This window comes from Kitasatospora sp. NPDC085895, from assembly GCF_040702125.1.
GTDB classification, from domain to species: domain Bacteria; phylum Actinomycetota; class Actinomycetes; order Streptomycetales; family Streptomycetaceae; genus Kitasatospora; species Kitasatospora arboriphila.
Genome location: NZ_JBFBJY010000011.1, coordinates 56620 through 80073 on the forward strand (window position 1 = coordinate 56620; position 23454 = coordinate 80073).

General features: G+C 76.1%; 22 protein-coding genes. 13 read left to right on the plus strand and 9 right to left on the minus strand.

Features of this window, described 5'->3' with window-relative positions:
• Positions 1-35: 35 nt before the first annotated feature.
• From AB0442_RS09775 to AB0442_RS09785, 3 genes are all read left to right on the plus strand, one after another.
• The gene (locus AB0442_RS09775) at positions 36-464 is read left to right on the plus strand and encodes an ATP-binding protein (RefSeq protein WP_363538778.1); all 429 of its coding nucleotides are present in this window, start codon (positions 36-38) and stop codon (positions 462-464) included.
• A gap of 93 nt (positions 465-557) precedes the next feature.
• The gene (locus AB0442_RS09780) at positions 558-974 is read left to right on the plus strand and encodes an SsgA family sporulation/cell division regulator (protein ID WP_366161864.1); all 417 of its coding nucleotides are present in this window, start codon (positions 558-560) and stop codon (positions 972-974) included.
• A gap of 102 nt (positions 975-1076) precedes the next feature.
• Entirely contained in the window at positions 1077-1250 is a 174-nt protein-coding gene (locus tag AB0442_RS09785; RefSeq protein ID WP_366161866.1) for a CsbD family protein, read from the plus strand.
• A 51-nt stretch (positions 1251-1301) separates the two neighbouring features.
• Here AB0442_RS09785 and AB0442_RS09790 read toward each other — a convergent pair whose 3' ends face one another.
• Positions 1302-1781 (minus strand): DUF427 domain-containing protein, encoded by a 480-nt coding sequence (locus AB0442_RS09790; RefSeq protein WP_344627837.1) that lies wholly within the window; start codon positions 1779-1781, stop codon positions 1302-1304.
• A gap of 146 nt (positions 1782-1927) precedes the next feature.
• Between AB0442_RS09790 and AB0442_RS09795 the strand changes: the two genes are divergently transcribed.
• Both AB0442_RS09795 and AB0442_RS09800 read left to right on the plus strand, forming a co-directional pair.
• Positions 1928-2803, plus strand: coding sequence for an oxygenase MpaB family protein (locus AB0442_RS09795; RefSeq protein WP_366161868.1), 876 nt, complete (start codon positions 1928-1930; stop codon positions 2801-2803).
• Positions 2804-2936: 133 nt separating this feature from the next.
• Positions 2937-3959, plus strand: a complete 1023-nt coding sequence (locus tag AB0442_RS09800; RefSeq protein ID WP_366161870.1) for a LuxR C-terminal-related transcriptional regulator — start codon at positions 2937-2939, stop codon at positions 3957-3959.
• Here AB0442_RS09800 and AB0442_RS09805 read toward each other — a convergent pair.
• From AB0442_RS09805 to AB0442_RS09835, 7 genes are read right to left on the minus strand one after another with little or no spacing between them, the layout of a single operon-like run.
• Entirely contained in the window at positions 3956-5134 is a 1179-nt protein-coding gene (locus AB0442_RS09805) for a cytochrome P450 (protein WP_366161871.1), read from the minus strand. The genes AB0442_RS09800 and AB0442_RS09805 overlap by 4 nt on opposite strands.
• A 26-nt stretch (positions 5135-5160) precedes the next feature.
• Positions 5161-5754, minus strand: a complete 594-nt coding sequence (locus AB0442_RS09810) for a GAF domain-containing protein (RefSeq protein WP_366161872.1) — start codon at positions 5752-5754, stop codon at positions 5161-5163.
• On the minus strand, positions 5751-6596 hold the full coding sequence (locus AB0442_RS09815; protein WP_366161873.1) for a S8 family serine peptidase: 846 nt from the start codon (positions 6594-6596) through the stop codon (positions 5751-5753). The genes AB0442_RS09810 and AB0442_RS09815 overlap by 4 nt, the downstream gene beginning before the upstream one ends.
• Positions 6593-9772, minus strand: a complete 3180-nt coding sequence (locus AB0442_RS09820; RefSeq protein WP_366161874.1) for an adenylate/guanylate cyclase domain-containing protein — start codon at positions 9770-9772, stop codon at positions 6593-6595. Before AB0442_RS09820 ends, AB0442_RS09815 begins: the two co-directional genes overlap by 4 nt.
• Positions 9773-9782: 10 nt before the next feature.
• Positions 9783-9986 carry an aroma-sacti cluster domain-containing protein gene (locus AB0442_RS09825; protein WP_363538795.1) on the minus strand — a complete coding sequence of 68 codons (204 nt, stop codon included), beginning with the start codon at positions 9984-9986 and terminating at the stop codon, positions 9783-9785.
• Positions 9983-10672, minus strand: a complete 690-nt coding sequence (locus tag AB0442_RS09830; RefSeq protein WP_366161876.1) for an iron-containing redox enzyme family protein — start codon at positions 10670-10672, stop codon at positions 9983-9985. Before AB0442_RS09830 ends, AB0442_RS09825 begins: the two co-directional genes overlap by 4 nt.
• A complete protein-coding gene (locus AB0442_RS09835) occupies positions 10669-11805 on the minus strand; it encodes a radical SAM protein (protein ID WP_366161877.1) in 1137 nt (378 codons plus the stop codon). Before AB0442_RS09835 ends, AB0442_RS09830 begins: the two co-directional genes overlap by 4 nt.
• A gap of 315 nt (positions 11806-12120) precedes the next feature.
• Here AB0442_RS09835 and AB0442_RS09840 point away from each other — a divergent pair, with 315 nt between their 5' ends.
• The 8 genes from AB0442_RS09840 (at position 12121) to AB0442_RS09875 (ending at position 21625) form a co-directional block, all read left to right on the plus strand.
• On the plus strand, positions 12121-12402 hold the full coding sequence (locus AB0442_RS09840; protein ID WP_344627555.1) for a hypothetical protein: 282 nt from the start codon (positions 12121-12123) through the stop codon (positions 12400-12402).
• 68 nt (positions 12403-12470) lie between these two features.
• Positions 12471-13667: a radical SAM protein gene (locus tag AB0442_RS09845; RefSeq protein WP_363538801.1), complete on the plus strand. Its 1197-nt coding sequence runs from the start codon at positions 12471-12473 to the stop codon at positions 13665-13667.
• Positions 13668-13693: 26 nt separating this feature from the next.
• The gene (locus tag AB0442_RS09850) at positions 13694-14965 is read left to right on the plus strand and encodes an MFS transporter (RefSeq protein ID WP_366161878.1); all 1272 of its coding nucleotides are present in this window, start codon (positions 13694-13696) and stop codon (positions 14963-14965) included.
• Between the two features lie 69 nt (positions 14966-15034).
• The gene (locus AB0442_RS09855) at positions 15035-17149 is read left to right on the plus strand and encodes a prolyl oligopeptidase family serine peptidase (RefSeq protein ID WP_366161879.1); all 2115 of its coding nucleotides are present in this window, start codon (positions 15035-15037) and stop codon (positions 17147-17149) included.
• Positions 17150-17331: 182 nt separating this feature from the next.
• Positions 17332-17574, plus strand: a complete 243-nt coding sequence (locus AB0442_RS09860; protein ID WP_366161880.1) for a hypothetical protein — start codon at positions 17332-17334, stop codon at positions 17572-17574.
• 18 nt (positions 17575-17592) lie between these two features.
• Positions 17593-17757: a hypothetical protein gene (locus AB0442_RS09865; protein WP_366161881.1), complete on the plus strand. Its 165-nt coding sequence runs from the start codon at positions 17593-17595 to the stop codon at positions 17755-17757.
• 339 nt (positions 17758-18096) lie between these two features.
• On the plus strand, positions 18097-19980 hold the full coding sequence (locus tag AB0442_RS09870) for a BTAD domain-containing putative transcriptional regulator (protein WP_366161883.1): 1884 nt from the start codon (positions 18097-18099) through the stop codon (positions 19978-19980).
• Between the two features lie 421 nt (positions 19981-20401).
• Positions 20402-21625, plus strand: a complete 1224-nt coding sequence (locus AB0442_RS09875; protein ID WP_366161885.1) for a branched-chain amino acid ABC transporter substrate-binding protein — start codon at positions 20402-20404, stop codon at positions 21623-21625.
• Positions 21626-21667: 42 nt separating this feature from the next.
• Here the strand turns inward: AB0442_RS09875 and AB0442_RS09880 are convergent, their stop codons facing one another.
• On the minus strand, positions 21668-23287 hold the full coding sequence (locus AB0442_RS09880; RefSeq protein ID WP_366161886.1) for an ADP-ribosyltransferase domain-containing protein: 1620 nt from the start codon (positions 23285-23287) through the stop codon (positions 21668-21670).
• Between the last annotated feature and the right edge of the window lie 167 nt (positions 23288-23454).

Sequence of the window (23454 nt, forward strand, 5' to 3'; positions counted from 1 at the left end):
GCAGGGAAGTGCCGGAAATCCATCAGGGTGAGGACATGAGCAGCAGTTCGCACACCGCCGACGGGCCCGTGCTGGGCCAGCGCCGCCGGTACGCCTTCGGGCCCGCCGGGCAGGTCCGGACGGGCCGGGAGTTCGCCGCCAAGGTGCTCCTGGACTGGGGCCTGGCCTGCGACGGGCTGCTGGACGAGGACGTCCGGCTGATCGTGTCGGAGCTGGTCTCCAACGCCTGCCTGCACGGCGGAGGCCCGAGCGAGCTGGTGCTCGTCCTGTCGGACCGCTCGGTGCGGATCGAGGTGCTGGACGCCGGCGACGGGGTGCCCGAGCCGCGCAGCCCGCACCGCTCCTCCCGCCCCGGCGGGCACGGCCTGCACATCGTCGGCCGGCTGAGCACCGCCTGGGGCGTGCTGCGGGCCCCGGGCGTCAAGGCGGTCTGGGCCGAGGTGGCGCTGCCCGGGAGCCCGTGAGACGGCCGCCGGCACCACCGTTCGCGGGCGCATGACGGCGCGGATCGCGGGCAGACGGGCGCCGACCGTTTCGGACCTCCCAGGGAGTCGACCGTGATCATCGCGCAGGCCGGTGCAGCCTCCATTCCAGCCCCCGTCCCCGGCGTCGTGCCGCTCGTCCTGCGGTACGACTCCGACGACCCGTTCGCCGTGGTGCTGGACTTCCCCGACCCGCCGGCCGGCGGACGGATGTCCGGCGGCGAACCGATCAGCTGGTACGTCTCCCGGGAGCTGCTCACCGCCGGCCTCGCCGGACCCGTCGGGGACGGTGACTTCCGGCTGGTGCCGGTGGACGGCGGCCTCACCCAGCTGGAGTTCCACAACCGGCACGGCGTCGCCCTCGTCCAGGTCGCCACCGACGAGCTGCGCGGCTTCCTCGCCGACACCGCCGAGGTGGTGCGGCCCGGCGACGAGCACCGGCAGGTGAGCTGGCCGGACACCGTCGAGGCGTTCCTGCGCGCGACGGAGTGACCGGCGTCGGGGTGGAGCGTGTGGCGCATGGAACGGCGGGAACGGGGCAGACGCCGTCCGTGACCGCCGGTGGAACGCCCACCGGCTCCGAAGGGAGTGGTCATGAGCGGCAAGCACAAGGCCGAGAACATGGCCCAGAAGGCCAAGGGCAAGGCGGAGGAGACGGCCGGCAAGGCCGTGGGCAACGAGCGCCTGACTGCGAAGGGCAAGATCGAACAGTCCGCCGCCGATGCCAAGCAGGCGGGCCAGAAGGCCAAGGACGCGCTCAAGCACTGACCCGTCCGACCCCGGGCCGCGAGCGGGGGCGCCGCACACCGGCGCCCCCGCTCACCAGTGCCCCGAACCGGCCCCGCCCTTGAACGGCCCGCGGACGGCCGAGGTGATCCAGCCCCCGTAGAAGCCGCCCTCCTGCGGCAGCACCACCTCTCCGTCGACCGTGCAGCGGTCCACCCGCGCCGGGTAGAACGCCAGGTGGTCGCGGATCGCCCCGTAGCCGGGCGAGGGCTCGGGATAGCTCCAGGCGGCGTTCTCGCTGCGCACCCCGTCGACGACGAGGTCCCAGTAGACGGCCGCACCCTTCCACTCGCACCAGCTGCGCAGCCGGGTCGGCACCAGCACCCCCGGCGCCACCGCCGCCGGCGGCAGGTAGAACACCGGCGGGTGGCTGGTCTCCAGCACCCGCAGCGCGTCCCCGGTGTCGGCCACCAGCAGGCCGTGGAACTCCACGGTCACCCGGCGCCCGGCCCGCTCCACCCGCGGCGGACGCGGGTAGTCCCACACCGACTCCGTACCGTCCTCGCCGGCCATCGCCGCCTCCTCGTTCCGGCGCGCCGGAGCGCGCGGGAAGGGTTCGGAGCCGACCCCGGAGCGGATGGGCGGCCGCCGTCACCGGTGGACCCGTGGTTGCCGGCCGGTACGGGCGGGCAGGCTCCGGACGACGGGAGGTGTTCCGGATGTCCGGTACCCGGTCGGCCGAGGGGCCGCGGATACCCGCCGAGGGCCTGTTCGGCCCGGAGTCCGTCACCTGGCGGGTGCACGCCGACCCGGCGATGCTGCTGGGCGGCCTGCGGGCGCTGCTGCTGCAGGCGCTGCACCCGCTGGCGATGGCCGGGGTCTCCCAGCACTCCGCCTTCCGCGAGGACCCGTGGGGCAGGCTCGACCGCACCGCGGCCTTCATCGGCGCGGTGACCTACGGCACCGGCGAGGAGGCCCGCGAGGCCGTGGACCGGGTCCGCCGGGTGCACCGGCACGTCCGCGGCACCGACCCCGCCACCGGCCGGGACTACCGGGCGGACGACCCGGCGCTGCTGGTCTGGGTGCACGCCTGCGAGGTGGGCTCCTTCCTCGACGTCGTCCGCCGCGCCGGCCTCCCGCTGACCCCCGCCGAGGCGGACGCCTACCTCCGCGAGCAGAGCGCGGTCGCCCGGCTGGTCGGGGTGCCCGCCGGGACGGACGTGCCGGACTCCGCCGCGGCGCTGCGCCGCTACTTCGCCGAGGTCCGGCCCGAGCTGTGCGTGACCCCGGCCGCCCGGGAGGCCGTCCGGTTCGCCTTCCTGCCGCCGCTGCACGGCAGTGCCCTGCTCGCCGTCCCGGCCTGGTCCGGGCTGGTCGGTCTGGCCTTCGCGATGCTGCCGCCCTGGGCGCGCCGGATGTACGGCCTGCCCGGCTGGTGGATCACCGACCGGACGGCCGGCCTGGAGGCGCGGGCGCTGCGGGCGGCCGCGTTCCGCCTGCCGCGCAGCTGGTGGGAGGGCCCGTACCTGGTGGCGGCCCGGGAACGGCTCGGCCTGCCGGCGGAGGCACTCGGCGCGAACCGGGCAGGCGTCTGACGGCCCGTCGGGCCGTGGCCGCGCCGTGCGGAATGTGGAGTTCTCCTGAATGTCATGTGCCGGTCCTACTATATGACTCCATGTCATGTGCATCGACGTACCGCCGGCCCGGCGCACGGGTGGGGAGCTGAGGATGGGACACTTCGGGCCACCGGCCGCCACGACCGACCTGCCCGGCCTGGACGACACCGATGCACGGGTCTTCCAGTGGGCCGCCCGGCACGGCGGCCTCGACCCGGCGGCCGCCGCCGACGAACTCGGCCTCGACCCCGCCGAGGTCGAGGCCTCCGCCGCCGTCCTCATCCGGCTCCACCTGCTCCGCCCGCTGCCCGGCCCCGACGGCGCCCGACCGCAGCTGATCGCCGTCCCGCCCGACCTCGCCGTGGCCAGCCTGGTCGCCCCCGCCGAGGCCGAACTGCGCCGGCAACTCGCCGACGCCGAACGCGTCCGCGCCGAACTCGCCGCGCTCGGCCCGCTCTACGCCCGCAACGCCGGCCGGCCCACCGCCGGCGGCGCCCTCGACGAAGTGCTCGAACTCGCCGCCGTCATCGACACCATCGGCCGGCTCACCGAACAGTGCCGCACCGAGGTGCTCACCTGCCAGCCCGGCGGCCCGCGCGCCCCCCACCTGCTGGAACAGGCCTTCGCCCGCGACCTCGCGATGATCCGTCGCGGCGTCCGGATGCGCACCCTCTACCAGCACACCTCCCGACGCCACGCCCCCACCCAGGAGTACGTCCGGCGGATCACCGGGGCCGGAGCCGAAGTGCGCACCCTCACCGCCCTGTTCGGCCGGATGATCGCCTTCGACCGGGAGGTCGTGATCATCCCGCACCACGAGGCCTACGACGGCGCGGTGATCGTCCGCGACCCCTCCACCGTCGCCTACCTCTGCGCGGTCTTCGACCACTCCTGGACCCTCGCCGACCCCTACGCACCCTCCTGTGCCGGCGACTCCTCGCTCGGCGAGATCAAGGAGGCGATCGTCCGGCTGCTCGCCGAAGGCATGAAGGACGAGATGATCGCCCGCCGCCTCGGCATGTCGCTGCGCACCTGCCGCAAACACATCGCCGAGATCATGGACGCGCTGGGCGCGGCCAGCCGCTTCCAGGCCGGCTACCTCACCCGAGCCCCTGGTGGCGCAGGCACGTCCTAGTCGCGGTGCGGGCCGAGGCGGAGGGGCAGCGCGGCCAGTCGGCGGTGTTGGGGGCCACCGCCCCACTGCAGTCGGTCGGGCGGGACCGCGGCCCGTAGTTCGGGCCGGTGGCTCAGCAGGGCCGCGAGCGCCGCGGTGAGCTGGAGCCGGGCCAGTGGTGCGCCCGGGCAGTAGTGCGGGCCGAGGCCGAAGCCGAGCTGGCGGGCCGCGGTCGGCCGGTCCAGCCGGAGGACGTCGGGGTCGGGGTGGCGGCGCGGGTCGCGGTTGGCGGCGGCGACCGACAGCAGCACGCCGCTGCCGGCCGGCACCACCGTGCCGCCGACCGGCACGTCCGCCAGCGCGGTGCGGGTGGTGGCGAACGGGCCGGGGGTGTCCCAGCGCAGCAGCTCGTCGACGGCGGCGGGCAGCAGCGCCGGGGCGGCGGCCAGCCGGGCCAGCTCCGCCGGGTGGGCGAGCAGCGCCAGTACGGCCATCGCGAGCATCTGCACCGTGCTGTCGAAGCCCGCCAGCAGCAGCATCGCGAGCAGGTCGGCGAGTTCGTCCTCGGTGACGTCCGTCCGGAGCGACCAGGCGGCGACGATCCGGGAGAAGGCGTCCTCGCCGCCGGGCCGGGCGATCCGCCCGGCCGTGCCCGTCCGGACGAAGGCGTCCAGCCGGCGCTGGGCGGCCGGCACGTCGCGGTGCGCGATCAGGTCGTCGACCACGGCCCGCAGCGGCCCCCGGTCGCCCTGCGCCACGCCGAACACCTCGCACAGCACCCGGAAGGTGAACGGCGCCGCGAAGTGCGCCACGAGGTCGACCGGCCGGTCCGTGGCCAGCGCGGCGAGCTGTTCCCGGGCCGCCCGTTCCACCAGGGGACGGTACGCCGCGATCCGGGCCGCCGAGAGCGCCGGGGCGGCGAGCCGGCGGATCCGGGTGTGGTCCGGCGGGTCGTAGTCGACCAGGGTCATGTCGAGGGCGCGGCGCGGCCGGCCCGTCGCGGGCGGCGGGGTCCGGGCCAGCGAGAGCCGCGGATCGGTGAACGCCGCCCGGACGTCCTCCTCCCGGGTCACCACCCAGACGGCGCGGCCCGCCGGGGTGGTCACCCGGGCCACCGGGCAGGACTCGCGGAGCCCGGCCAGCACCGGGTGCGGGTCCGCGGTGAAGCGGCCGCCGAGCGGCGAGTGCGCGGTCATCGCCTCCCCCTTCCGTCCCGGCCCGCTCAGTGCGCGGCGAGCAGGTCGCGGACGGCCTCCAGGGCGCGCAGCCCGGCGGCCCGGCCGGCGTCGTCCAGGTCCCGCAGGACCCGGGCGGCCGCGGCCTGCCCGGCGTCGGCGGCCCGGCGCTCCAGCACCGCCGCGAGCGCGGTGGCGGCCTGCCGGGCGAACAGCGCCAGCAGGTCGAGCTCGCCGAGGCTGGCGCGGGCCTGCGGCGCCGGGTCGAGCACCTCCAGCACGCCCAGCACCCCGTCAGGGCCGAGCAGCGGCGCCGCCATCAGCGCGTTCGGCACGTACGCGGTCTTCTCGGCGAGGTCGCGGGCGAACCCGGCGCTCTGCGACAGGTCGTCGACCACCATCGGCTCGCCGGACCCGGCGACCCAGCCGGCGATGCCCCGTCCCGCCGGGAAGCGCATGCCCACCAGGAAGTCCTCGCCCTCCCCGGAGACCGCCTGGAAGACCAGTTCGTCGGCCTCCCGGTCGAGCAGGAAGATCGAGCCGGCGGCGGCGCCGAAGATGGCGCGGGCGGTGTCGACCACCGACTGCAGCAGGTCCCGGGCGACCGGGTCGGTCTCGGCGGCGCGGCAGGTTCCGTTCATCGGGCACCCCTGGTGGTGTTCTCGAGGCCGTTGCCGGCGCGGACGTTGGACGCTGCCTGGTACAGCGCGCTCTTGAGCTGGAAGACCGTCAGGTGCGGGTGCTTGGCGAGCACCCGGGCGGCCAGGCCGGCGAGGTACGGCGTGGCGAAGCTGTTGCCGGTGGTGCGGATCGTCGCGCCGCCCAGCCAGGGCACCGTGACGTTCTGCCCCGGCGCGAAGAACTCGACCGGCGGGGCCGGGTTGTAGAGGAGGAGCTCCGGGTCGTCCTCCTGGTGGCTGCCCACCGAGATCACCGAGGAGAACCGCCACGGGAAGCTCTCCACCGGCGTGTTGTGCGCCGAGGCGATGATCGCGGTGCGGTGGAAGTACGCCTCGTCGGCGAGCGCCCGCAGCTCCTCGGTGAACCGCGTCCGGGTGGTCGACAGGCTCAGGTTGACCACGTCGAAGCGCTGCTCGACCGCCCAGCGCAGCCCGGCGAGCAGCACGTCCCCGCTGCCGGAGAACCGCTCGCCGAGCACCCGGACGCTGTACAGCTCGCAGTCCGGCGCGGTGCGGCGGACGATCCCGGCGCAGGCCGTGCCGTGCCCGCAGACGTCCCCGGTGTCGGTCGGCTCGACCCGGATCCCGTCCTCGTCCTTGAGCACCACGAACGAGCCGTCCACCGGCCCGACCATCGGGTGGTCGCGCTCGACGCCGCTGTCCACCACGCACACCCGCACCCCGCGGCCGGTCGACCCGCCCCACGCCCACTCGGGTGTCACCTCGGGGCCGTCGGCGGCGACCGGGATGTCCGACGGACTGCGGCCGCGCAGGCTCCAGGTGAGCGCGGTGGGACCGGTCATCGCTGTTCCTCCTGTGTCGTTCCGGCCGCCGTGGTGCCGGCCGCCTCCGTTCGGGCCGCCGCGGTCCGTTCCGCCAGGGCGGCCAGGGCGGCGGCCCTGCGCCGGCCCGCGGCGTGTCCCTTGGCGGCGTGCAGGGCGCCCGCCGCGGCGGCGGCGCGGGCCGCCCGGGCCGGGTCGCCGAGCGCCAGCGCGGCCTGCGCCTCGTCCAGCGCGGCGGTCGCCCGGACCACCGGTGAGTCGGTCGCCCCGGCCGCCGCCCGGCAGCGGCGCAGCTGCTCGGCGCACTCCCGGGGCCGGCCGCGCAGCGCCGCCAGCCGGGCGAGCGTGCCGTGCAGGTCCGCGGCGTCCGCGGGCGGCAGATCGTCCTGGTGGCCGCGCAGGGCGTCCTCGGCGGCGGCGGTGTCACCGCAGTCCAGCAGCGACCGGGCCAGTCCGCGGGCGATCGGGCCGCGCAGGCCCGCCGCCCCCAGCACCCGGCAGGCCCGCTCGGCCTGCCGCAGCTCCTCGACGGCCTGCCGCGGCCGGTCCGCGGCCGCGTGCACCGCGGCCCGGAACACCGGCAGGAAGACCTCCGCCTCCGCGAAGGCGAGCTCCCGGGCCAGGCGTTCCGCCTCGGCCAGGCACGCCCGGGCCTGCGCCCACCGCTCCTGCAGGGCGAGCAGCACGGCCAGCGGGCAGTTCAGGGTCAGCCGTACCGTCCGCCGGCCGGCGCCGTGCCGGGCCAGCAGCGCCCGGCAGCGTTCGACGGCCTCCGGCACCGGCACCGGGCCCGTCCACAGCGAGACGCCCACCGCACCGAGGGCGCCGGCCCGCTCTGGCTCCGCGTCCGCCCGCACCGCACCGTCCAGGGCCCGCCGCAGCAACTGCTCCGCCTCGCCGTGGCGGCCGGCCAACTGCCGTTCCTGGGCGAGCCGCAGGCAGGCCCGGGCGGTGCCCAGGTCGTCGCCGGCCGCCTCGAACAGCGGCAGCGCGGCCCGGGCGGCATCGGCGGCCCGGTGCAACCCCGGCCCGGGGTCGAGCACGGCCAGCGCCAGGCCGGCGTGCGCGGCGAGCACCGCGTCCCCGGCGGCCGCCGCCTCCGCCAGCAGGGCACGGCCCTCCTCGGTGCGGCCGCTCGCCAGCCGCACCTCGGCGAGCCGCCAGGCCGCGGCCGCCCGGCCCGGGTCCTGCGGCCGGTACAGGCCGACGGCCCGGTCGAGCAGCTCCTCCGCCCAGCCGAGGTCGGCCCGGCGCAGCGCGGTCGCCCCGGCGGCGGCCAGCCGGTCGGCGGCCCGCCCGCGCAGCGCGTCGGTGCGGGCGTCCAGCAGGCCGAGCTCGGTGCGGTACCGGTGCGCGAGGGCGAGGTGTCCGCCGACCGCGCCGTCCGGGGCGCCGCGGGAGGCCAGCAGCTCGGCGGCCCGCTCGTGCCGTTCGGCGCGGACCCGCTTGGCGGTGCCCCGGTAGGAGACCTCCTGGACGAGTCCGCTGCGGAAGCGGTAGCCGCCGTCCGGCTCGGCCGGCTCCACCAGCCGCCGCCGGTCCAGCCGGTGCAGGGCGGGCAGCACCGGGTCCGCCCCGGCCGGGCCCGGCCGCAGCTCGCCGCCGGGTCCGCCCTCCGGCCCGCCGAGGGCGAGACCGGTCACCTCCTCGGTGTGGAAGTCCCGGCCGACCACCGAGGCCAGCGCCAGCGTCGTCCGCTCGGGCGGCGCGAGCGCGTCGATCCGGGCACCGAGCAGCGCCTGCACCGTCGGCGGCAGCCCGCCTGCGCCGTGCCCCTCCGCTGCCATCGCGAGCAGCTGCTCCAGGTGCAGCGGATTGCCCTCCGCCCGCTCCAGCAGTGCCGCGCCCGCCTCGGCGCCGTGCCCGGCGACCTCGACCAGACCCGCGGCCAGCCGGGCGCAGTCGGCGTCGGACAGCCCGCCGAGCGCGACCGCCGCCGAGCGGCGGGCCCACTCCGGGTCCTGGTCGAGGAGTTCCGGCCGGCCCGGGCAGAGCAGCAGCACGGGCCGTGCCGCGAGGTCGTCGGAGAGCCGGCGCAGCACGGTGCGCAGCAGTGCACCCGCCCAGTGGAAGTCGTCGACGACCAGCACCAGGCCGTCCGGGCCGGTCAGCGCGCCGAGCACGGCGACCAGCGCGGCGCAGGTCTCCTCCACCGACGGGTCGGGGGTGCCGTCGCGCAGCAGTCCGGCCTCCAGCAGCCGCAAGGACCCGGCGGGGAGCGGGTGTTCGGCGCCGTCGAGCAGCGGCCGGATCGCGTCGGCGAGCGGGGCGAGGCTGCCCCGGTCGCCGTACGGGCGGCAGCGGCCGGCGGCGTGCCGCACCCCGGTGCGGGCCAGCCACTCGCGGACCAGCCGGGTCTTGCCGAGCCCGGCCTCGCCGTGCACGGTGAGCAGCCGGGCGCCGCCCGCCACGGTACGCGCCAACGCCTCGTCCAGCAGCCGCAGTTCGGCCTCGCGGCCGACGAACGGGGTGTCGAAGCGGCGGAGCAGCTCCGGGGCGTCGCCGTGCAGGGCCAGCAGCCGGTGCGCCGGGACGGGCTCGGTCTTGCCCTTGAGGGCGAGCGGGCCGGCCGGCTCGGTCAGTGCCGCGTTGGGGCCGATCGCCCGCAGGGTGTCCGGGCCGATCAGGATCTCGCCGGCGGCGGCGTTCTGCTCCAGCCGGGCGGCCACGTTCACCACCTCGCCGGAGACCAGCGCCTGCCGGGCGGAGGCGTCCGTGCTGGCCACCGCCTCACCGGTGTTGACGCCGATCCGGACGTTCAGCCGCACCCCGAGGACGGCGAGCCGGTCGTTCAGCCCCGCCAGCGCGTCGACCATGTCGAGGGCGGCGGCGGCCGCCCGCCGGGCGTCGTCCTCGTGCATCACCGGGATGCCGAACACGGCCATCACCGCGTCGCCGATGAACTTCTCGACCCGGCCGCCGTGCGCCTCGATCCGCTCCGTCATCAGCTCGAAGTACCGCAGGGTCACCGAGCGCAGCGCCTCCGGGTCGAGCCGCCCGGAGAGCGCGGTGGAGCCGACCAGGTCGCAGAAGAGCACGCTGACCATCCGGCGTTCGTCCGCACGGGCCGCGGGCACGGCCGCAGCGGCGAGCGCGGCGCCGCAGTACGGGCAGAAGCGGGCACCGGCGGGCGGCTCGCCCGCACAGCTGGGGCAGGCCACGGAGGCCTCCTCTCCGGAGAAGTGACGGAACGTCATCGCGGAACGGTCAGAACAGGGCGCCGCCGGCCACGGTGGTGTGCGCCTGCACCTCCGGCTCCACCTCGTCGAGGCGCGCCTTGAGGTCGAGCAGCAGCGCCAGCTCCTCCGCGCCGAGGGTGCGGAACACGCCCAGCTGCTCGTCGGTGAAGGTGTCGACGGGGAAGCCGGCCGCGGCGAGGGCGGTGAGCACGGGGTCGTCGGCGGGGTTCATGCGCGGTCTCCGGAGGACGGGCCGGGGTGGGCCAGCGAACGGAACAGATGGGTGGTGGCGGTGACGGTGTGCAGGGCGCTCACCGTGACGGCGCTCTCCTGCCGGACGTCCAGCGGCAGACCGTCCAACAGGGCGTCCAGGTCGGCCCGGTGGCCGGCGTCGAGCACGGCGTGGTCGTGCACGGTGCGGAAGGCCGCCCGCGGCAGGCCGGTCCGTGCGGCGAGCCGGCCGGCCAGCCACGGCGCCGGCGCGTGGCCCTCCAGCACCGTCATGTAGCCGAGCAGGGCCACCGGGTGGACGTGCTCGATCCAGTAGTACTGCGGGCCGACCAGCCGGGCCGCGGCCACCGGCGGCGGCCCCGCGTCCGGCGCGGCGCCGGCGGCCGCCAGGTCCTCCAACAGCCAGTCGTCGTGGCCGCGCTCCTCCTCGACGTGCCGCTCCAGGTAGGCGCCGAGCGGCCCCGCCACCCGGTCCCCGGGCCCGGCCGCGGCGCAGCGCCGCGCGGCGAGCTCCATCAGCGGCACGGAGGCCCGCACCACCGCGTGCATCGCCCGCAGGTACGCGGTGTACCGTCCGCCCAGTCCGTCCGGCCGCCACAGCGTCGAGGTCGCGGCCTGCAGCGGCAGGGCGGCCAGGTCGAGGGTGAGCCGGAGGGCGGTGCTGCGGGAGGGCGGTGCGGAGGTCATCGGGCTTCTCCGAGCGGGAGCGGGGCGGGGGTGCGCGGGAGCGGGGCGGGGGTGCGCGGGGGCTGCGGCGGTGCGGCGCCGAGGGTGACCAGGTCGGCCCAGGCGGCGCTGCCGAAGCGGCGGACCAGCGCGGCCGGCCCGGCCGCCGCCTGGGCGTGCGCGGCCTGCAGGTCGAGCAGTTCGCCGACCGGCCCGGCGCCCGTCCGGGCGGCGGCCGCGTACACCGCCGGGTGATCGGGCAGGGCGCGGCAGCCGGTGCAGGTGCCGGTGCAGTCCGCCGCCGCACCGTGGCGGGCGTACAGGTGCGGGGCGCCGACCGCGCGGACCATCCGCAGCACCGGCCCGCTCAGCGCCCGGCGCCGCACGGCGGCCCAGTCGTCGCGGTCGGTGTGGCCGAGCAGCAGGTGCGCGGGGACGGGGCGCCGGTCCACCACCTGCTGGTTGCAGCAGGCGAGTACGGCGCCGTCCGCGGCGACCACCGGCCAGGCGGCCATCGCGCAGGGCACCGGCCGGCCGTCCGGGCCCGGTGCGGACTGCCGGGCCGCCCAGCCCGCCGCCCGGCCGACCGCGCGCACCTCGTTGACCAGCATCGGCACGGCGTCGCCGAAGACCCGGCGGACCTGCCCGGTGACCTCGGCGAGGTACGGGTCGTCCGGGCCGCCGCCGGTCAGGTGCAGGCTCACCGGGACCCCGCCGTCCAGCACGGTGCGCAGCACGGCGAAGACGTCCGCGCGCGGCACCTCCCGTTCGTGGAAGGCGTCCAGGCTGGCGGAGAAGTGGTGGACCCGGCTGATCGCCGCCGCGATCCGGCGGGGGAAGCGGCCGCCGCGGGCGAAGAACATCCCGCTGAGCACCGCCGTCCGTGCCCCGGACGCCCGTGCGGCGTCCGCGAGTTCGGCGACCAGCTCGGGCCGCAGCAGCGGCTCGCCGCCGGTCAGCAGCACCAGCTCCGGCCGGTCGGCCGCGGTGAACGACCGGACGAGGCGCAGCAGTCCGTCCCCGGCCGGGTCGGTGCCGCGCATGTCGGAGGCGGTCGAGCAGTGCGCGCAGCTGAGCGGGCAGCGGCGGGTGAGCGTCAGCAGCAGGCCGGCGCAGGGCGTCGGGCGCAGGCCCACGAGTTCGGCCAGGTCCATCGTCCACCTCTTCCCGCAGCAGGGCTGTCCCCGCCACCGTGCCCGCCCGCGGTCGGCGGCCGGTTCGGCGGCGCCCCGGGACCGGTACATCCGCAGGTCACGGCGGGTTCGGGGCGGCCCGGACGGTGCCGCGGCGCCACCTTTGGCGGCCCGCCACCCGCTCCGACCTGCGCACGGACCGTCCTGTACCGCGGCTGAACCGCCGCCGTGCCGGGCGTTCCTAGCTTTCTCGGTGTCGGCGGACGAACCGCCGGCCGCGGCACCGAGCCGGGTGCGCCGACCGGGCCCGCCCGCCAACCAGGACTGGAGACCACCATGGCCGAGAACACCGAGCCCACCCGCGACGAGGACGTCGAGGTCGTGGCGCACAGCGGCGACGCCGAGGACACCCCCTGGTGCGTCATCAACACCGGCAAGACCAACGTCGACGAGGACGTCGAGGTCGTCGCCCACAGCGGCGAGACCGAGGACACCCCGTGGTGCGTCATCAACACCGGTACCACCAAGCTGGACGACGAGGACGTCGAGGTCGTCGCCCACAGCGCGGACGCCGAGGACACCCCCTGGTGCATCATCAACACCGGCACCGCGAACTGATCCACCCGGCCAACGGGGCCCGCCGACCGGCGGGCCCCGTCCCCCTTCCCAGGCCCATGGAGGTCACCGTGCCCGCAACCCAGCCCGCCCTCCGCCCCGACCGGTACCGCCTGCTCCGCAGGGCCGACGCCGGCTGGTGGTTCCTCGGCGACGGGGGAGTCGCCCGGCTCCGCCCCGGCCAGGTCGGCCCGGACGGCGGCCTCGCACCCGCGGCCGAGCAGCGGCTGCGGGACACCGGCCTGCTCGACGCCAGGGCCTTCCGCTCCTACTCGCTGACGGTGCTCACCAGCACCGACTGCAACCTCGGGTGCGGCTACTGCTTCCAGAACACCGGGCAGGACCCGAAGGGCGGCAACCGGCCGCCGCGGATCAAGCACGCCCGGCTGACCTCCGAGATGATCGGCGAGGTCCTCGACTTCACCCGGCAGCGGATGGCCGAGGCCGGACTCGACCGGCTGGCCGTGATGCTGTTCGGCGGCGAGCCGCTGCTCAACTTCCGCGGTGCCCGGGAACTGCTCCACCGCGCGGCCGAGTTGGGCGAGCTGGAGGCCGGCATGATCTCCAACGGCACGATGCTCACCCCGCTGATCGCCAAGGAGCTGAACGCGGCCGGCCTCAGGACCGTCCAGATCACCTTCGACGGCGACCGCGAGGAGCACGACGCGATCCGGATCCGCCGCTCCGGCGGCGGCACCTTCGACGCCATCGTGCACAACGTGGCCAAGGCGATGGCGGCCGCCGAGTCGATCCGCTGGCACCTGCGGATCAACGTCTCGCACCACAACCGGCACGGCATGGACGCCCTGCTGGAACGCCTCGCCGCCGGCCTCGACCCGGCCCGCTGCGGACTGCAGTTCGCCCTGGTCGGCGACGTCGGCGTCGGCTACGGCAACGAACTCGCCTACGGCAGCGGCCTCGCAGCGGACTTCACCCGCTGGCACGCCCGCGCCCTGGAACTCGGCTTCGCGCTGACCAGGCCGCGCCCCAACGACGGCTGCCAGGCCTGCACCTACCAGGACGGCCGCTACGGCGCGGTGGTCAACGCCGACGGCGTGCTCTCCAGCTGCTGGGAGACCGCCGGCCGGCCCGGCTGGGAGGTCGGCACCCTCGCCGACGGCTACCTGCCCGCCGACCGCACCGAGGGCCGCTGGATCACCTGCGACGACCAGTACCAGCACGGCGAGAACGCCGCCGCACTGGCCGTCTTCCAGGACGAGGTCGACGCGGCCCTGCTCGACCTGCTGCACACGGCCGGCCGACTCTGACGCCGGCACAACCTCGGAGGTGGACGATGGCTGACCCCGGAGTGCTGAGCGCGAACCGGGACTTCAGGCGGTACTGGATCGGCTCGGCCCTGTCGACGCTCGGCTCCCAGATGTCCCTGATCGCTTTCCCGCTGCTCGTGCTCTCCCTCGGCGGCGGCGCCGCCCAGGCCGGACTGGTGGCCAGCTGCTCACTGCTGACCAGGATGCTGCTGCGGATCCCCGCCGGGCAGCTCGCCGACAAGGTGGACCGCCGGCGGCTGATGCTCGGCGCCGACCTCGTCCGCCTGGCCGCCGTCGGCTCCGTCCCGGCCGCCGCCGGACTCGGCGTGCTCGGCTACCCGCAACTGCTCGCCGTCGCCGTCGTCGAGGGCGTGGCCACCGCGGTGTTCGCCCCCGCCTCCACCATCGCCGTCCGGGACGTCGTCGCCGAGGAACACCTCTCCGACGCGCTCGCCAAGGACCAGGCCGCGATGGCCGCCGCCTCCCTGCTCGGCCCCTTCCTCGGCGGCTGGCTGTTCACCGTCGACCGGATCCTGCCGTTCACCGCGGACGCCGCCTCCTACGCCGTCTCCGCCGTGCTGCTGCTGCGGATGGCCACCCGCCCCGCCCCCGCCGAACCCGGCACCCGCACCGACAACAGCCCCACCGCCGGCCTGCGCTGGCTGCTCCGGCAGCCCGCCCTGCTGCGCGCCCTGCTCTTCGGCGCCCTGCTCAACCTGGTCGGCGCCGCCTCCGAGGTCGCCATGGTCGTCACCCTCCGGGACGGCGGCAGCGGCGGCACCGCGATCGGCACCGTGCTCGCCTGCGCCGGCGTCGGCGCGGTGCTCGGCTCGCTCGCCGCACCGCGCGTCCTCAAGGTGCTCAAGCCGGGGCAGCTCTTCCTGGCCATCGGCGCGGTGTGGGCCACCGGCACCGCCGTGATCGCCTTCACCGCGCTGCCCTGGGTGGTCGGCCCGCTGCTCGTCCTGCTGATCCTGCTCACCCCGCCCGCCGGCATCGTGGTCGGCCAGGCACTCATCAGCCGGTCCCCGCGGCACCTGCTGGGCCGGGTCAGCACCGCCGCCGACCTGCTGATCGCCGGACTCGCCGCCGTCGGCCCCGCCCTCACCGGCATCGCCCTGGAAGGCCTCGGCATCCCGCAGACCTGGCTGCTGATCGCCGCCCTCATCGCCGCCGCCACCGCGGTCGCCGCCGTCCCGATGCTCCGCGAGTCCGGCCTCGGCACGCCCCGGCAGGAACCGGCCGCCGAGCCCGCCCCGGCGCCCGCCCCGGATGAGGGCACCGCCGTCGCCGCCTGAGCCGGGCAATCACCTCAGGTGCCCCCACCCGCCCCCATTTTGGACACCCCCACGACCGAGGAAGCCGCCGTGACCGTGCCGACCGTGACCGCACTGCCCGCGTACCCGACCGCGCCGCGGCGGGAGTTGGTCGAGGAGTTGCACGGCCTGCGGATCGCCGACCCGTTCCGGGAGCTGGAGGACGCCACCGCCCCCGCGACGGTCGCCTGGTGCCGCGCGCAGGAGGAGCTGTTCCGCGCGCACCGGGCCGGCTGGCCCGGCCTCGCGGAGCTGCGCCGCACCCTGACCGGCCTGCTGGACACCGGCTCGGTCAGCGCCCCCGTCACCCGCGGTGGACGGCAGTTCCACACCCGTGCCCGGCCGGGGGCCGACCGGCCCGCCCTGGTGGTCACCGAGGACGGCGCCGACCGCACCCTGCTCGACCCGCTCGCCCTGGACCCGTCCGGCGGCACCGTGCTCGACGCCTGGGCGCCGTCCCGGGAGGGCACCCGGATCGCCGTGCAGACCTCCACCGGCGGCACCGAGGACTCCGTGCTGCACGTGCTGGACGTCGCCACCGGCGCCGTGCTGGACGGCCCGGTCGACCGGCTGCGGCGCTCGGCGATCGCCTGGCTGCCCGGCGGCGGGGCGTTCTACTACGTGCGGCGGCTGCCTCCCGGGCTGCACCCGGGGGAGGAGCGCTACCACCGCCGGGTCTGGCTGCACCGGGTCGGCACCGACCCGGCCGAGGACGTCCCGGTGTTCGGCGAGGGCCGCGACCCGCGGCAGTTCTACGCCGTCTCCGTCAGCGAGGACGGCCGCTGGCTGATCGTCACCGCCACCGCCGGTGCCTCGCCCGGCACCGAGGTCCGGCTCGCCGACCTCGCCGCCACCGGCCCGGAACGGCCGCGGTTCACCGTGCTGCGGCTCGCCGCCGACGCCCGCACCACCGCCACCGTCCGGCGCGGCCGGCTCTACCTGCTCACCCGCGACGGCGCCCCGCGCGGCCGGGTCGAGACCGCCGACCCGGCCCGCCCCGACGACCGCACGGTGCTGCTGCCCGAGGACCCGGAGGCGGTGCTGGAGGACCTGGCCGTCCTGGACGGGCCCGCGCCCGGCCGTACCCTGTTGGCCGTCACCCGGACGCGGCACGGCGTCGCCGAGGTCGCCCTGTACGACGCGGCCGAGGGCACCCCGCACGGCCGGGCCGCCCTGCCCGGCGCCGGCGCGGTCGGGCCGCTGCGCACCGACCCGGACGGCGGTACCCGCCTCTGGTTCGGCTACACCGACCACGTGACGCCCAACCAGGTGCTCTGCCACGACGCGGCGACCGGCACGACCGCGCTGTGGGCCGCCCCCGAGGGTGCGCCCGACACCGGCGGCGCGCAGGTCCGGCTGCTGGTGTACCCGTCCCACGACGGCACCCCCGTGCGGATGTTCGTCGTCTCGCCGACGGGCCGGCCGGACCGCCCCCGGCCGACCGTGCTGAGCGGCTACGGCGGCTTCGGCGCGTCCGTGCTGCCCGGCTTCGCCGTCCAGGCACTGGCGTGGGTGCGGGCCGGCGGCGTCTACGCCTTCGCCTGCCTGCGCGGCGGCGGCGAGGAGGGCGAGCAGTGGCACCGGGCCGGGCGGCGCGAGCTCAAGCACAACACCTTCGACGACCTGGACGCCGCCGCCGAGCACCTGGTCGCCGAGGGCTGGACGGCACTTGGGGGCCTCGCGCTGATCGGCAGCTCCAACGGCGGCCTCACGGTGGCCGCCGCGCTCACCCGCAGACCCGACCGGTACGCCGCCGTGGTCGCGGTGGCGCCGCTGCTGGACATGGTGCGCTACGAGCTCTCCGGGATGGGCCCGAGCTGGTCGCAGGAGTACGGCACCGCCGCCGACCCCGGCCAACTCGCCGTGCTGCACGGCTACTCGCCCTACCACCGGGTCCGCGACGGGGTCCGCTACCCGGCCGTGCAGTTCGGCGTCGCGGACGGCGACACCCGGGTCGACCCGCTGCACGCCCGCAAGACGGCCGCCGCCCTGCAGGCCGCGAGCACCGGGCCGGGCCCGGTGCTGCTGCGCCAGGAGCACGGCCTCGGGCACGGTGAGCGGGGGATCGGTGCCACCGTCGACCTGCTCGCCGACAGCCTCGCCTTCCTCGCCGCCCACACCGGGCTGCCCGTCGACCGGCCGGCTGCCGGAAGGCTGCCCTACTAGATGGTAACTATGCTGGTGTAGCGGCGGATCCGCCCGATTCGTCCCACAGGGTGGCTTGCTGCATGCAGCAAGCTGCAGCCCGTCACCCCTTGGCCCGCCCCCGGCCGAACGGCAGGCTTCCAGGTGTCGAAGCCGTCCGGACCACAACGGACGCGCCGCACTCCACACACCAAGGGGAACCGATGAACCGTGCCCGCACGCTGGCCGTCTCCGTCGCCGTCGCCACCGGTCTCGCCGTGCTCGGCCTGCCCGTCCTCGCCGTGCAGGCCGCCGCTGCGGACGGCACCCCCACCCCGGCCGTGACCGCCCCGGCCACCCCCGCCCCCACCACCACGCCCGTCTCCGGCGGCCACGGCCACGGCGGCATCCTCGGCGGCGACCCGGAGGACCCGCAGGACCCGATGGACACCGCCTGGGGCCACTGAAAGGCCGGACCGACCCCGATGAAGCGCCTGCGCCCCCTGCCGCGCGCCCTGCTGGCGGCGGCCCTGCCGGTCGCCGTCGGGATCGTCCTCCTCGTCCGGGCCGCCCGCCACCGCGTGCACCTGCACCGGGCCCGCGAAGTGCTCGCCGAGTTCGAGCCGCGCACCGACACCCGCTGGCCGTAGGAGCTGTCTTCAAGGGCGCTCGGGTGGTCAATTCAGGGGCGCGGGGAACTGCGCAATTCGGATGCGGGCCACCACCCGGACCAGGGGTGCGCCGGATTCGTCAGGAGCACCACTCCCGGACTGCGCAGTTCTCCCCCAGCCCTCGGCCGGGAGGTGCCCCCAGGCGCCCCTGTGCGGCATCCGTACGCTTTGAAGACACGTCCTGGCGCCGCCGCCCGGCGCGCCTGCCCCGCCGTCGCGCCCACCGGGCCCGCGGCTCCCGCCGGTCCGGCCGTGATCCGTGCCGCACCGGCCGTCCCGGTACCCGCTCCTGCCCGCGCCCCTCCCGAAGGAGCACCAGTGACGCTGGACCACCTGTCCGCCGCCGCCGCCCGCCCGGCCCGTCCGGCCGCGGCCGAGCTCCGCTTCCGGGTGCTCGGCGAACTCCTGGTCGCGACCCGCGGCCGGTCGCTGCCGCTCGGCCCCGTGAAACAGCGCCTCGTCCTCGGCGCGCTGCTCTGCCATCCCAACGCCGCCGTCTCCGTCGACCTGCTGACCGAGGCGGTCTGGGGCGACGAACCCCCGCGCTCCGCCCGCAAGAACCTGCAGGCCTACGTCTCCGCCCTGCGCAAACTGCTCGGCGAGAGCGCAGACGGCGAACGGATCGTGCACCACCACGCCGGCTACCAGCTGCGCGTCGCGCCCGCCGAACTGGACGTGCTGCGCTTCGAGGAGCTCGCCCGCGCCGGGCAGTCCGCGATCCGGCTCGGCGCCACCGCACACGGCGCCGCCCTGCTGCGCGAGGCCCTCGACCTGTGGAGCGGCCCCTTCCTCGCCGACCTCGGCCACTCCGAGCTGCTGCGCGACCGGGCCGAACGGCGCGAACTGCGCCGCCTCGCCGTGCTGGAGGACTGGGCCGAGGCCGAACTCGACCTCGGCCACGCCCCCGCCGTCGCCGAGGCACTCGCCGAGACGGTCGCCGAACACCCCATGCGGGAGCGGCTCTGCGCCGCCCAGATGACCGCGCTCTTCCGCTCCGGGCGGCAGAGCGCCGCCCTCGCCGTCTACGACGACCTGCGCCAGCACCTCGCCCGCCAACTCGGCCTGCAGGTCGGCCCGGTGCTGGAGACGCTCTACCGCGGCATGCTGGACGGACGGGGCCCGGCCGGGCCGGCACCGCGGCCGTCCGCCGTCGCCACCGGCGCGGCGCCGCACGCCCCGCAGACCGTACTGCCCGCCGACCTCCCGGACTTCACCGGCCGTCGCGAGGAGGTCGCCCGACTGACCGCCCTGCTCGCGGGCGAGGGCCGACGCGTCGTCGTCAGCGGACCGGTGGGCGTCGGCAAGACCGCCCTCGCGGTGCACGTCGCGCACCGCCTGGCCGGCCGCTTCCCGGACGGCTGCCTCACCGTCCGCCTCCGGCGCGCCGACGGCACACCGCGCCACCCCACCTCGCTGCTCGCCGAACTCTGCCGGGCCACCGGCCTGGTGGGGGCCGTGCCGGAGGACGAGGAGGAGGCCGCGGCGCTCTGGCGGTCCTGGCTGGCCGGCCGTCGGCTGCTGCTCGTGCTGGACGACGCCCCCGACGAGGGCGGCATCCGCCACCTGCTGCCCGGCTCCGGGCCGAGCGCCGTTCTGGTCACCAGCCGGACGCGGCTGGCCGGGCTCGGCCCCGTCCAGCGGCTGGAACTCGAACCCTTCGCCGCGGAGGAGGCCGTCGGCCTGCTCGACCGGATCGTCGGCGACGGCCGCATCCGCGCCGACCGCCAGGCCGCCGAGCGGATCGTCGACAGCGTCGGCCGGCTGCCGCTCGCCGTCCGGGTGTGCGGCACCAAACTGGCCGTCCTGCACCAGCTCTCGGCCGCCGAGTACGCGGCCCGGTTGGACCGCAGCCCCGCCCTGCTGGACGAACTCGCCGCCGGTGACCTCGCCGTCCGCCGCCAACTCGCCGTCTGGTGGGCCGGACTGCCCGCCGTCGTGCGCGCCGTGCTCTGCGCCTTCGGCCGGCTGCCCCGCCCGCTGTTCACCCTCGCCGAGGCGATGGCCGTGCTCGGCTGCGGCGAGGAGGTCGCCCGCCGGGTGCTGGACAGCATGATCGAGGTCTCCGTCCTGCACTGCCGGCTCGGCGAGGTCACCGCGCACGCGGCGCTGTACGAGATCCCGTTGCTCGCCCAGCTCTACGCACGCGAACGGGCCGACGCCGAACGCCCGGCCCCGGAGCCGTACCGGCCCGTGGCGGGCTGACGGCGGACCGGACACCACGGGGGGTGCCGGCCGGGGCTCTGCGGCACCCTACCGGTCGGTCGTACCGGCCGGTAGGGGGCCCCCGGGTCCGGCCTCCCCGGCCAATCCGGCAGCTCGGCGGGTGTCTTGCCGTCACCGGTTGTGTTCGGACGAACCCGTTGACGCTCCCGGTGGCAGACCATAGGGTCGCGCCCCATGGACGCCGGTCGGTGATCCGGACATGTCGGCAGTGCCGCCGGCAGCCGGGCCGCCGTCCCTCGCCGGACCGTCCACAGAGGTGCCGACTGCCGTGCCCCCGTGCGGATTTCACGGGCCCGGACAGCCGTCGCCCCTCCCTGCGCGCCCGTGCCGCCACCAGCGGCCCAGACCGGCGCGCGGTCCGGCGTCCCATGAGCAAACCCACTCAGCAAGGGATGTGCCAGTGACCGGATTCTCGAGGCCCAGGGCTTCCGCCCTGGGTGTGGTCTGCGCCGTGCTGCTGTCGGGTTGTTCCTCGGGCGTGCTCGGCTCCGGATCGACCGTCACGGTCGTGATCGGTGTCGACGGTCCGCTGACCGGCAAGCTCGCCGACCTGGGGCTCGGCATCCGGAACTCCGCCGAACTGGCCATCGCCAAGGCCAATGCCAAGAACGTCGTGCCCGGCGTGAAGTTCGTGCTCGACGCGAAGGACGACGAGGCGGACGAGCAGAAGGCCAAGTCCAACGGCGATGCGTTCGCCGCCGACGCCCGGGTGATGGGCGTGGTCGGCCCGCTGACCTCCGGGGGCGCGCTCCTGATGGCCCCCGTGATGGCGCAGGCCGGCCTGGCCGAGGTCTCCCCGTCCAACACCGCACCCGGGCTGACCTGGGGCGCCGACTACCGGACCAACGGCAAGAAGCGCCAGTACCCCACCTACTTCCGGACGGTCACCACCGACGCCGTCCAGGGCCCGCTGCTCGCCCGCTACGCGCACAGCCGGCTGAAGGCCGGGCGGGCCGCCGTGATCAGCGACACCAAGGCCTACGGCAGCAACCTCGCCGCCGAGTTCGCGACCGCCTTCGAGGAGGTCGGCGGCAAGGTGGTGTACCGGACGACCGTGAAGCCGGGCACCACCGACTTCTCGAAGATCGCGCAGCTGGTGGCGGCACAGGACCCCGACATCGTCTACTACGGCGGCGAGCACCCCGAGGGCGGACCGCTCGGCGCGGCGCTCAGGGCCGCCGGCGTCAAGGTGCCGCTGGCCGGCGGCGACGGTCTGCACACCGACGGCTTCATCAAGGCCGCCGGCACGGCCTCCGACGGCGACCTCGCCAGCCAGCCGGGCATCTCCGTCGAGGGCCTCGCCTCGGCCTTCGGCTACCTCGACGCCTACCGCGCGGCAGGCTACAAGGAGGAGCCCGGGCCGTTCGGCGCCTACGGCTACGACTCCACCTGGGCGGTGATCCAGGCGGTCGCCAAGGCCCGGCAGTCGAACGAGGACCTCACCGGCGCCGAACTGCGCAAGGCCACCGCGGACGCGCTGCAGAACGTCTCGTTCTTCGGCGTCACCGGCGACGTCTCCTTCGACGAGTTCGGCGACACCCACAACCAGGTCGCCTCCATCTACAAGGTGCAGAAGGGCGCCTGGACGTCCATCGTCCCGTTCGGCCGCCTGCGCGACTTCTGACGGCCGCGGCCGGGGTCCGACGACCCCGGCCGCGGCCGGCGCTCAGGACACCAGCGGCCCCTCCGCGACCTCCGTCAGCCGCACCGTGCACAGGCCGCCGCGCTCGCTGCGGACCTCCGTCACCTCCAGCTGGGTGCCCGGCAGCAGGATGAACTCCTCCTCGCCGGTGAAGGCCGAGAAGTCGCGGATGCCGACCGCCCGGGAGGGGACGACCTCGAACAGCGTCCGCTTGCCCCGGCTGCCGAGGAAGCCCCGGGCCACGCCCGGCTCGGAGGTGCAGGAGGACACGCCCCACCAGGTCACCGTCCGGCCCAGCGGGTACTGCGCGCGGAGGTCCAGCGCCACACCGCGCCACAGCGGCTCGGTGCGGGCCGGCAACTGCGAGACGGCCGAGAACAGCAGCCGCAGGTAGGCGAGGTACGGCACCAGCCGGCTGCGGTCCGGCGACCGCAGCACGGCGTTGATCTCCCGGTAGAACGCCGACTCGCAGGTGTAGAGGTGGATCGCCGCGACGGCGTCGGCGGACAGGCCGCCGGGCACCTCGTCCGCCCGGCGCTTGCCGAACTCGTACGACCGCTCCACGTGCCGGTCCAGGCCGCGCAGCACCGCCGCCACCGGGGCGACGGCGTCCCGGAAGTCCATCAGCGGAGTGTCGAACACGCCGGTGATCTCCGGCAGTTCGAGGCCCTCGTCCTTGACGCTCGCGAGCCGGTCCAGGTAGAGCTGGTGCAGCTCCATGGTGGAGGCGATGAACGCGCCCATCCGCTCCGCGGTGCCGTCGCCGTCCGCACCGCCGCCGTCCGCCGCGTGGGTGTTCCACCCCTTGCTCGGCAGCCAGTCCACCGGGTCGGTGCCCATGGACGTCAGCGCGGTGTTCACCGTGTCGAAGTGGTCGCCGTCGCAGAAGATGTCGCCCTGCGCCGCCGGGTTGGCGTGGTCGATGTGCCGGACCTCCACCCCCGGGTACTTCTTCTGCAGCTCCAGGACGACCTTCTTCAGGCTCCGCGCGTGGGCGCCCCACCAGGCGAACACCACGCTGCGGTCCGCCTCGTCGGCGTCCTGCTTGGCCCGGAGGATCTCCTCGACGATCCGCTCGGCGACCGGGCGCCAGAACGCGGTGTGCCGGTCGGCGCCCACCGAGCCGTCGCTGCTGGCGGTCAGCGCCGCGTTCAGCAGCAGCACGCCCTGGGTGAGCATCGCCTGGAACCACTCCGGCGGCTGGACGGTCTCCCGCTCCTTCAGCAGCGCCCGGACGTCGGCGATCGGTGTCTTCTTCGCGATGCCGTACTTCCACATCGCCGCGGCCTTGATGATGCAGCGGATGCTGACCACCCGGCCGAACTGGCTGTCCTTCCAGTCGTGGAAGGTGTTGTCGAACATCGCGATGCCGGTGGCGCTCTCCGGCCGCGGGTACGGGTTCTGCCCGAAGACGACCACCTTCCACTTGTGCGGCGCATGGGGCTTGAGCGCCTGGAAGGTGAGCTCGCGGACGGGCACGACCGCCGGGCCGCGGGCCGGGCCGATGAACGCGGCCGCGTCGGGCTGCGCCTCGACGACCGGCTTCAGCAGCGGCAGCCACGGCTCGCCGCCGCCGGCGAAGAGCTCCGTGAGCGCCAGCGGGTCGTTCGGGTCGTGCTGGGCGGGGGTGGTGGCCTCGGTCATGGTGGCGCTGCTCCGGAATCGTCGAACCGTGCGGACGGATGGCAGGAACGGACCGTCAGTTCCCCGACGGCGACTCCAGTCCTACCGTCCGCGAGTGACAACCGACCGCGCCGCCGGGGCGGCGGCGACCGGGCCCGGCGGCGCTGTCGGTGCCGCCGTCTAGGTTC

What these genes read in the sequence shown, in the direction of transcription:
- AB0442_RS09775 (WP_363538778.1), top strand. Translation starts at nt 36, where the DNA reads ATGAGCAGCAGTTCGCACACCGCCGACGGGCCCGTGCTGGGCCAGCGC.
- AB0442_RS09785 (WP_366161866.1), top strand. Translation starts at nt 1,077, where the DNA reads ATGAGCGGCAAGCACAAGGCCGAGAACATGGCCCAGAAGGCCAAGGGC.
- AB0442_RS09790 (WP_344627837.1), bottom strand. Translation starts at nt 1,781, where the DNA reads ATGGCCGGCGAGGACGGTACGGAGTCGGTGTGGGACTACCCGCGTCCG.
- AB0442_RS09795 (WP_366161868.1), top strand. Translation starts at nt 1,928, where the DNA reads ATGTCCGGTACCCGGTCGGCCGAGGGGCCGCGGATACCCGCCGAGGGC.
- AB0442_RS09800 (WP_366161870.1), top strand. Translation starts at nt 2,937, where the DNA reads ATGGGACACTTCGGGCCACCGGCCGCCACGACCGACCTGCCCGGCCTG.
- AB0442_RS09805 (WP_366161871.1), bottom strand. Translation starts at nt 5,134, where the DNA reads ATGACCGCGCACTCGCCGCTCGGCGGCCGCTTCACCGCGGACCCGCAC.
- AB0442_RS09810 (WP_366161872.1), bottom strand. Translation starts at nt 5,754, where the DNA reads ATGAACGGAACCTGCCGCGCCGCCGAGACCGACCCGGTCGCCCGGGAC.
- AB0442_RS09815 (WP_366161873.1), bottom strand. Translation starts at nt 6,596, where the DNA reads ATGACCGGTCCCACCGCGCTCACCTGGAGCCTGCGCGGCCGCAGTCCG.
- AB0442_RS09820 (WP_366161874.1), bottom strand. Translation starts at nt 9,772, where the DNA reads ATGACGTTCCGTCACTTCTCCGGAGAGGAGGCCTCCGTGGCCTGCCCC.
- AB0442_RS09825 (WP_363538795.1), bottom strand. Translation starts at nt 9,986, where the DNA reads ATGAACCCCGCCGACGACCCCGTGCTCACCGCCCTCGCCGCGGCCGGC.
- AB0442_RS09830 (WP_366161876.1), bottom strand. Translation starts at nt 10,672, where the DNA reads ATGACCTCCGCACCGCCCTCCCGCAGCACCGCCCTCCGGCTCACCCTC.
- AB0442_RS09835 (WP_366161877.1), bottom strand. Translation starts at nt 11,805, where the DNA reads ATGGACCTGGCCGAACTCGTGGGCCTGCGCCCGACGCCCTGCGCCGGC.
- AB0442_RS09840 (WP_344627555.1), top strand. Translation starts at nt 12,121, where the DNA reads ATGGCCGAGAACACCGAGCCCACCCGCGACGAGGACGTCGAGGTCGTG.
- AB0442_RS09850 (WP_366161878.1), top strand. Translation starts at nt 13,694, where the DNA reads ATGGCTGACCCCGGAGTGCTGAGCGCGAACCGGGACTTCAGGCGGTAC.
- AB0442_RS09860 (WP_366161880.1), top strand. Translation starts at nt 17,332, where the DNA reads ATGAACCGTGCCCGCACGCTGGCCGTCTCCGTCGCCGTCGCCACCGGT.
- AB0442_RS09865 (WP_366161881.1), top strand. Translation starts at nt 17,593, where the DNA reads ATGAAGCGCCTGCGCCCCCTGCCGCGCGCCCTGCTGGCGGCGGCCCTG.
- AB0442_RS09880 (WP_366161886.1), bottom strand. Translation starts at nt 23,287, where the DNA reads ATGACCGAGGCCACCACCCCCGCCCAGCACGACCCGAACGACCCGCTG.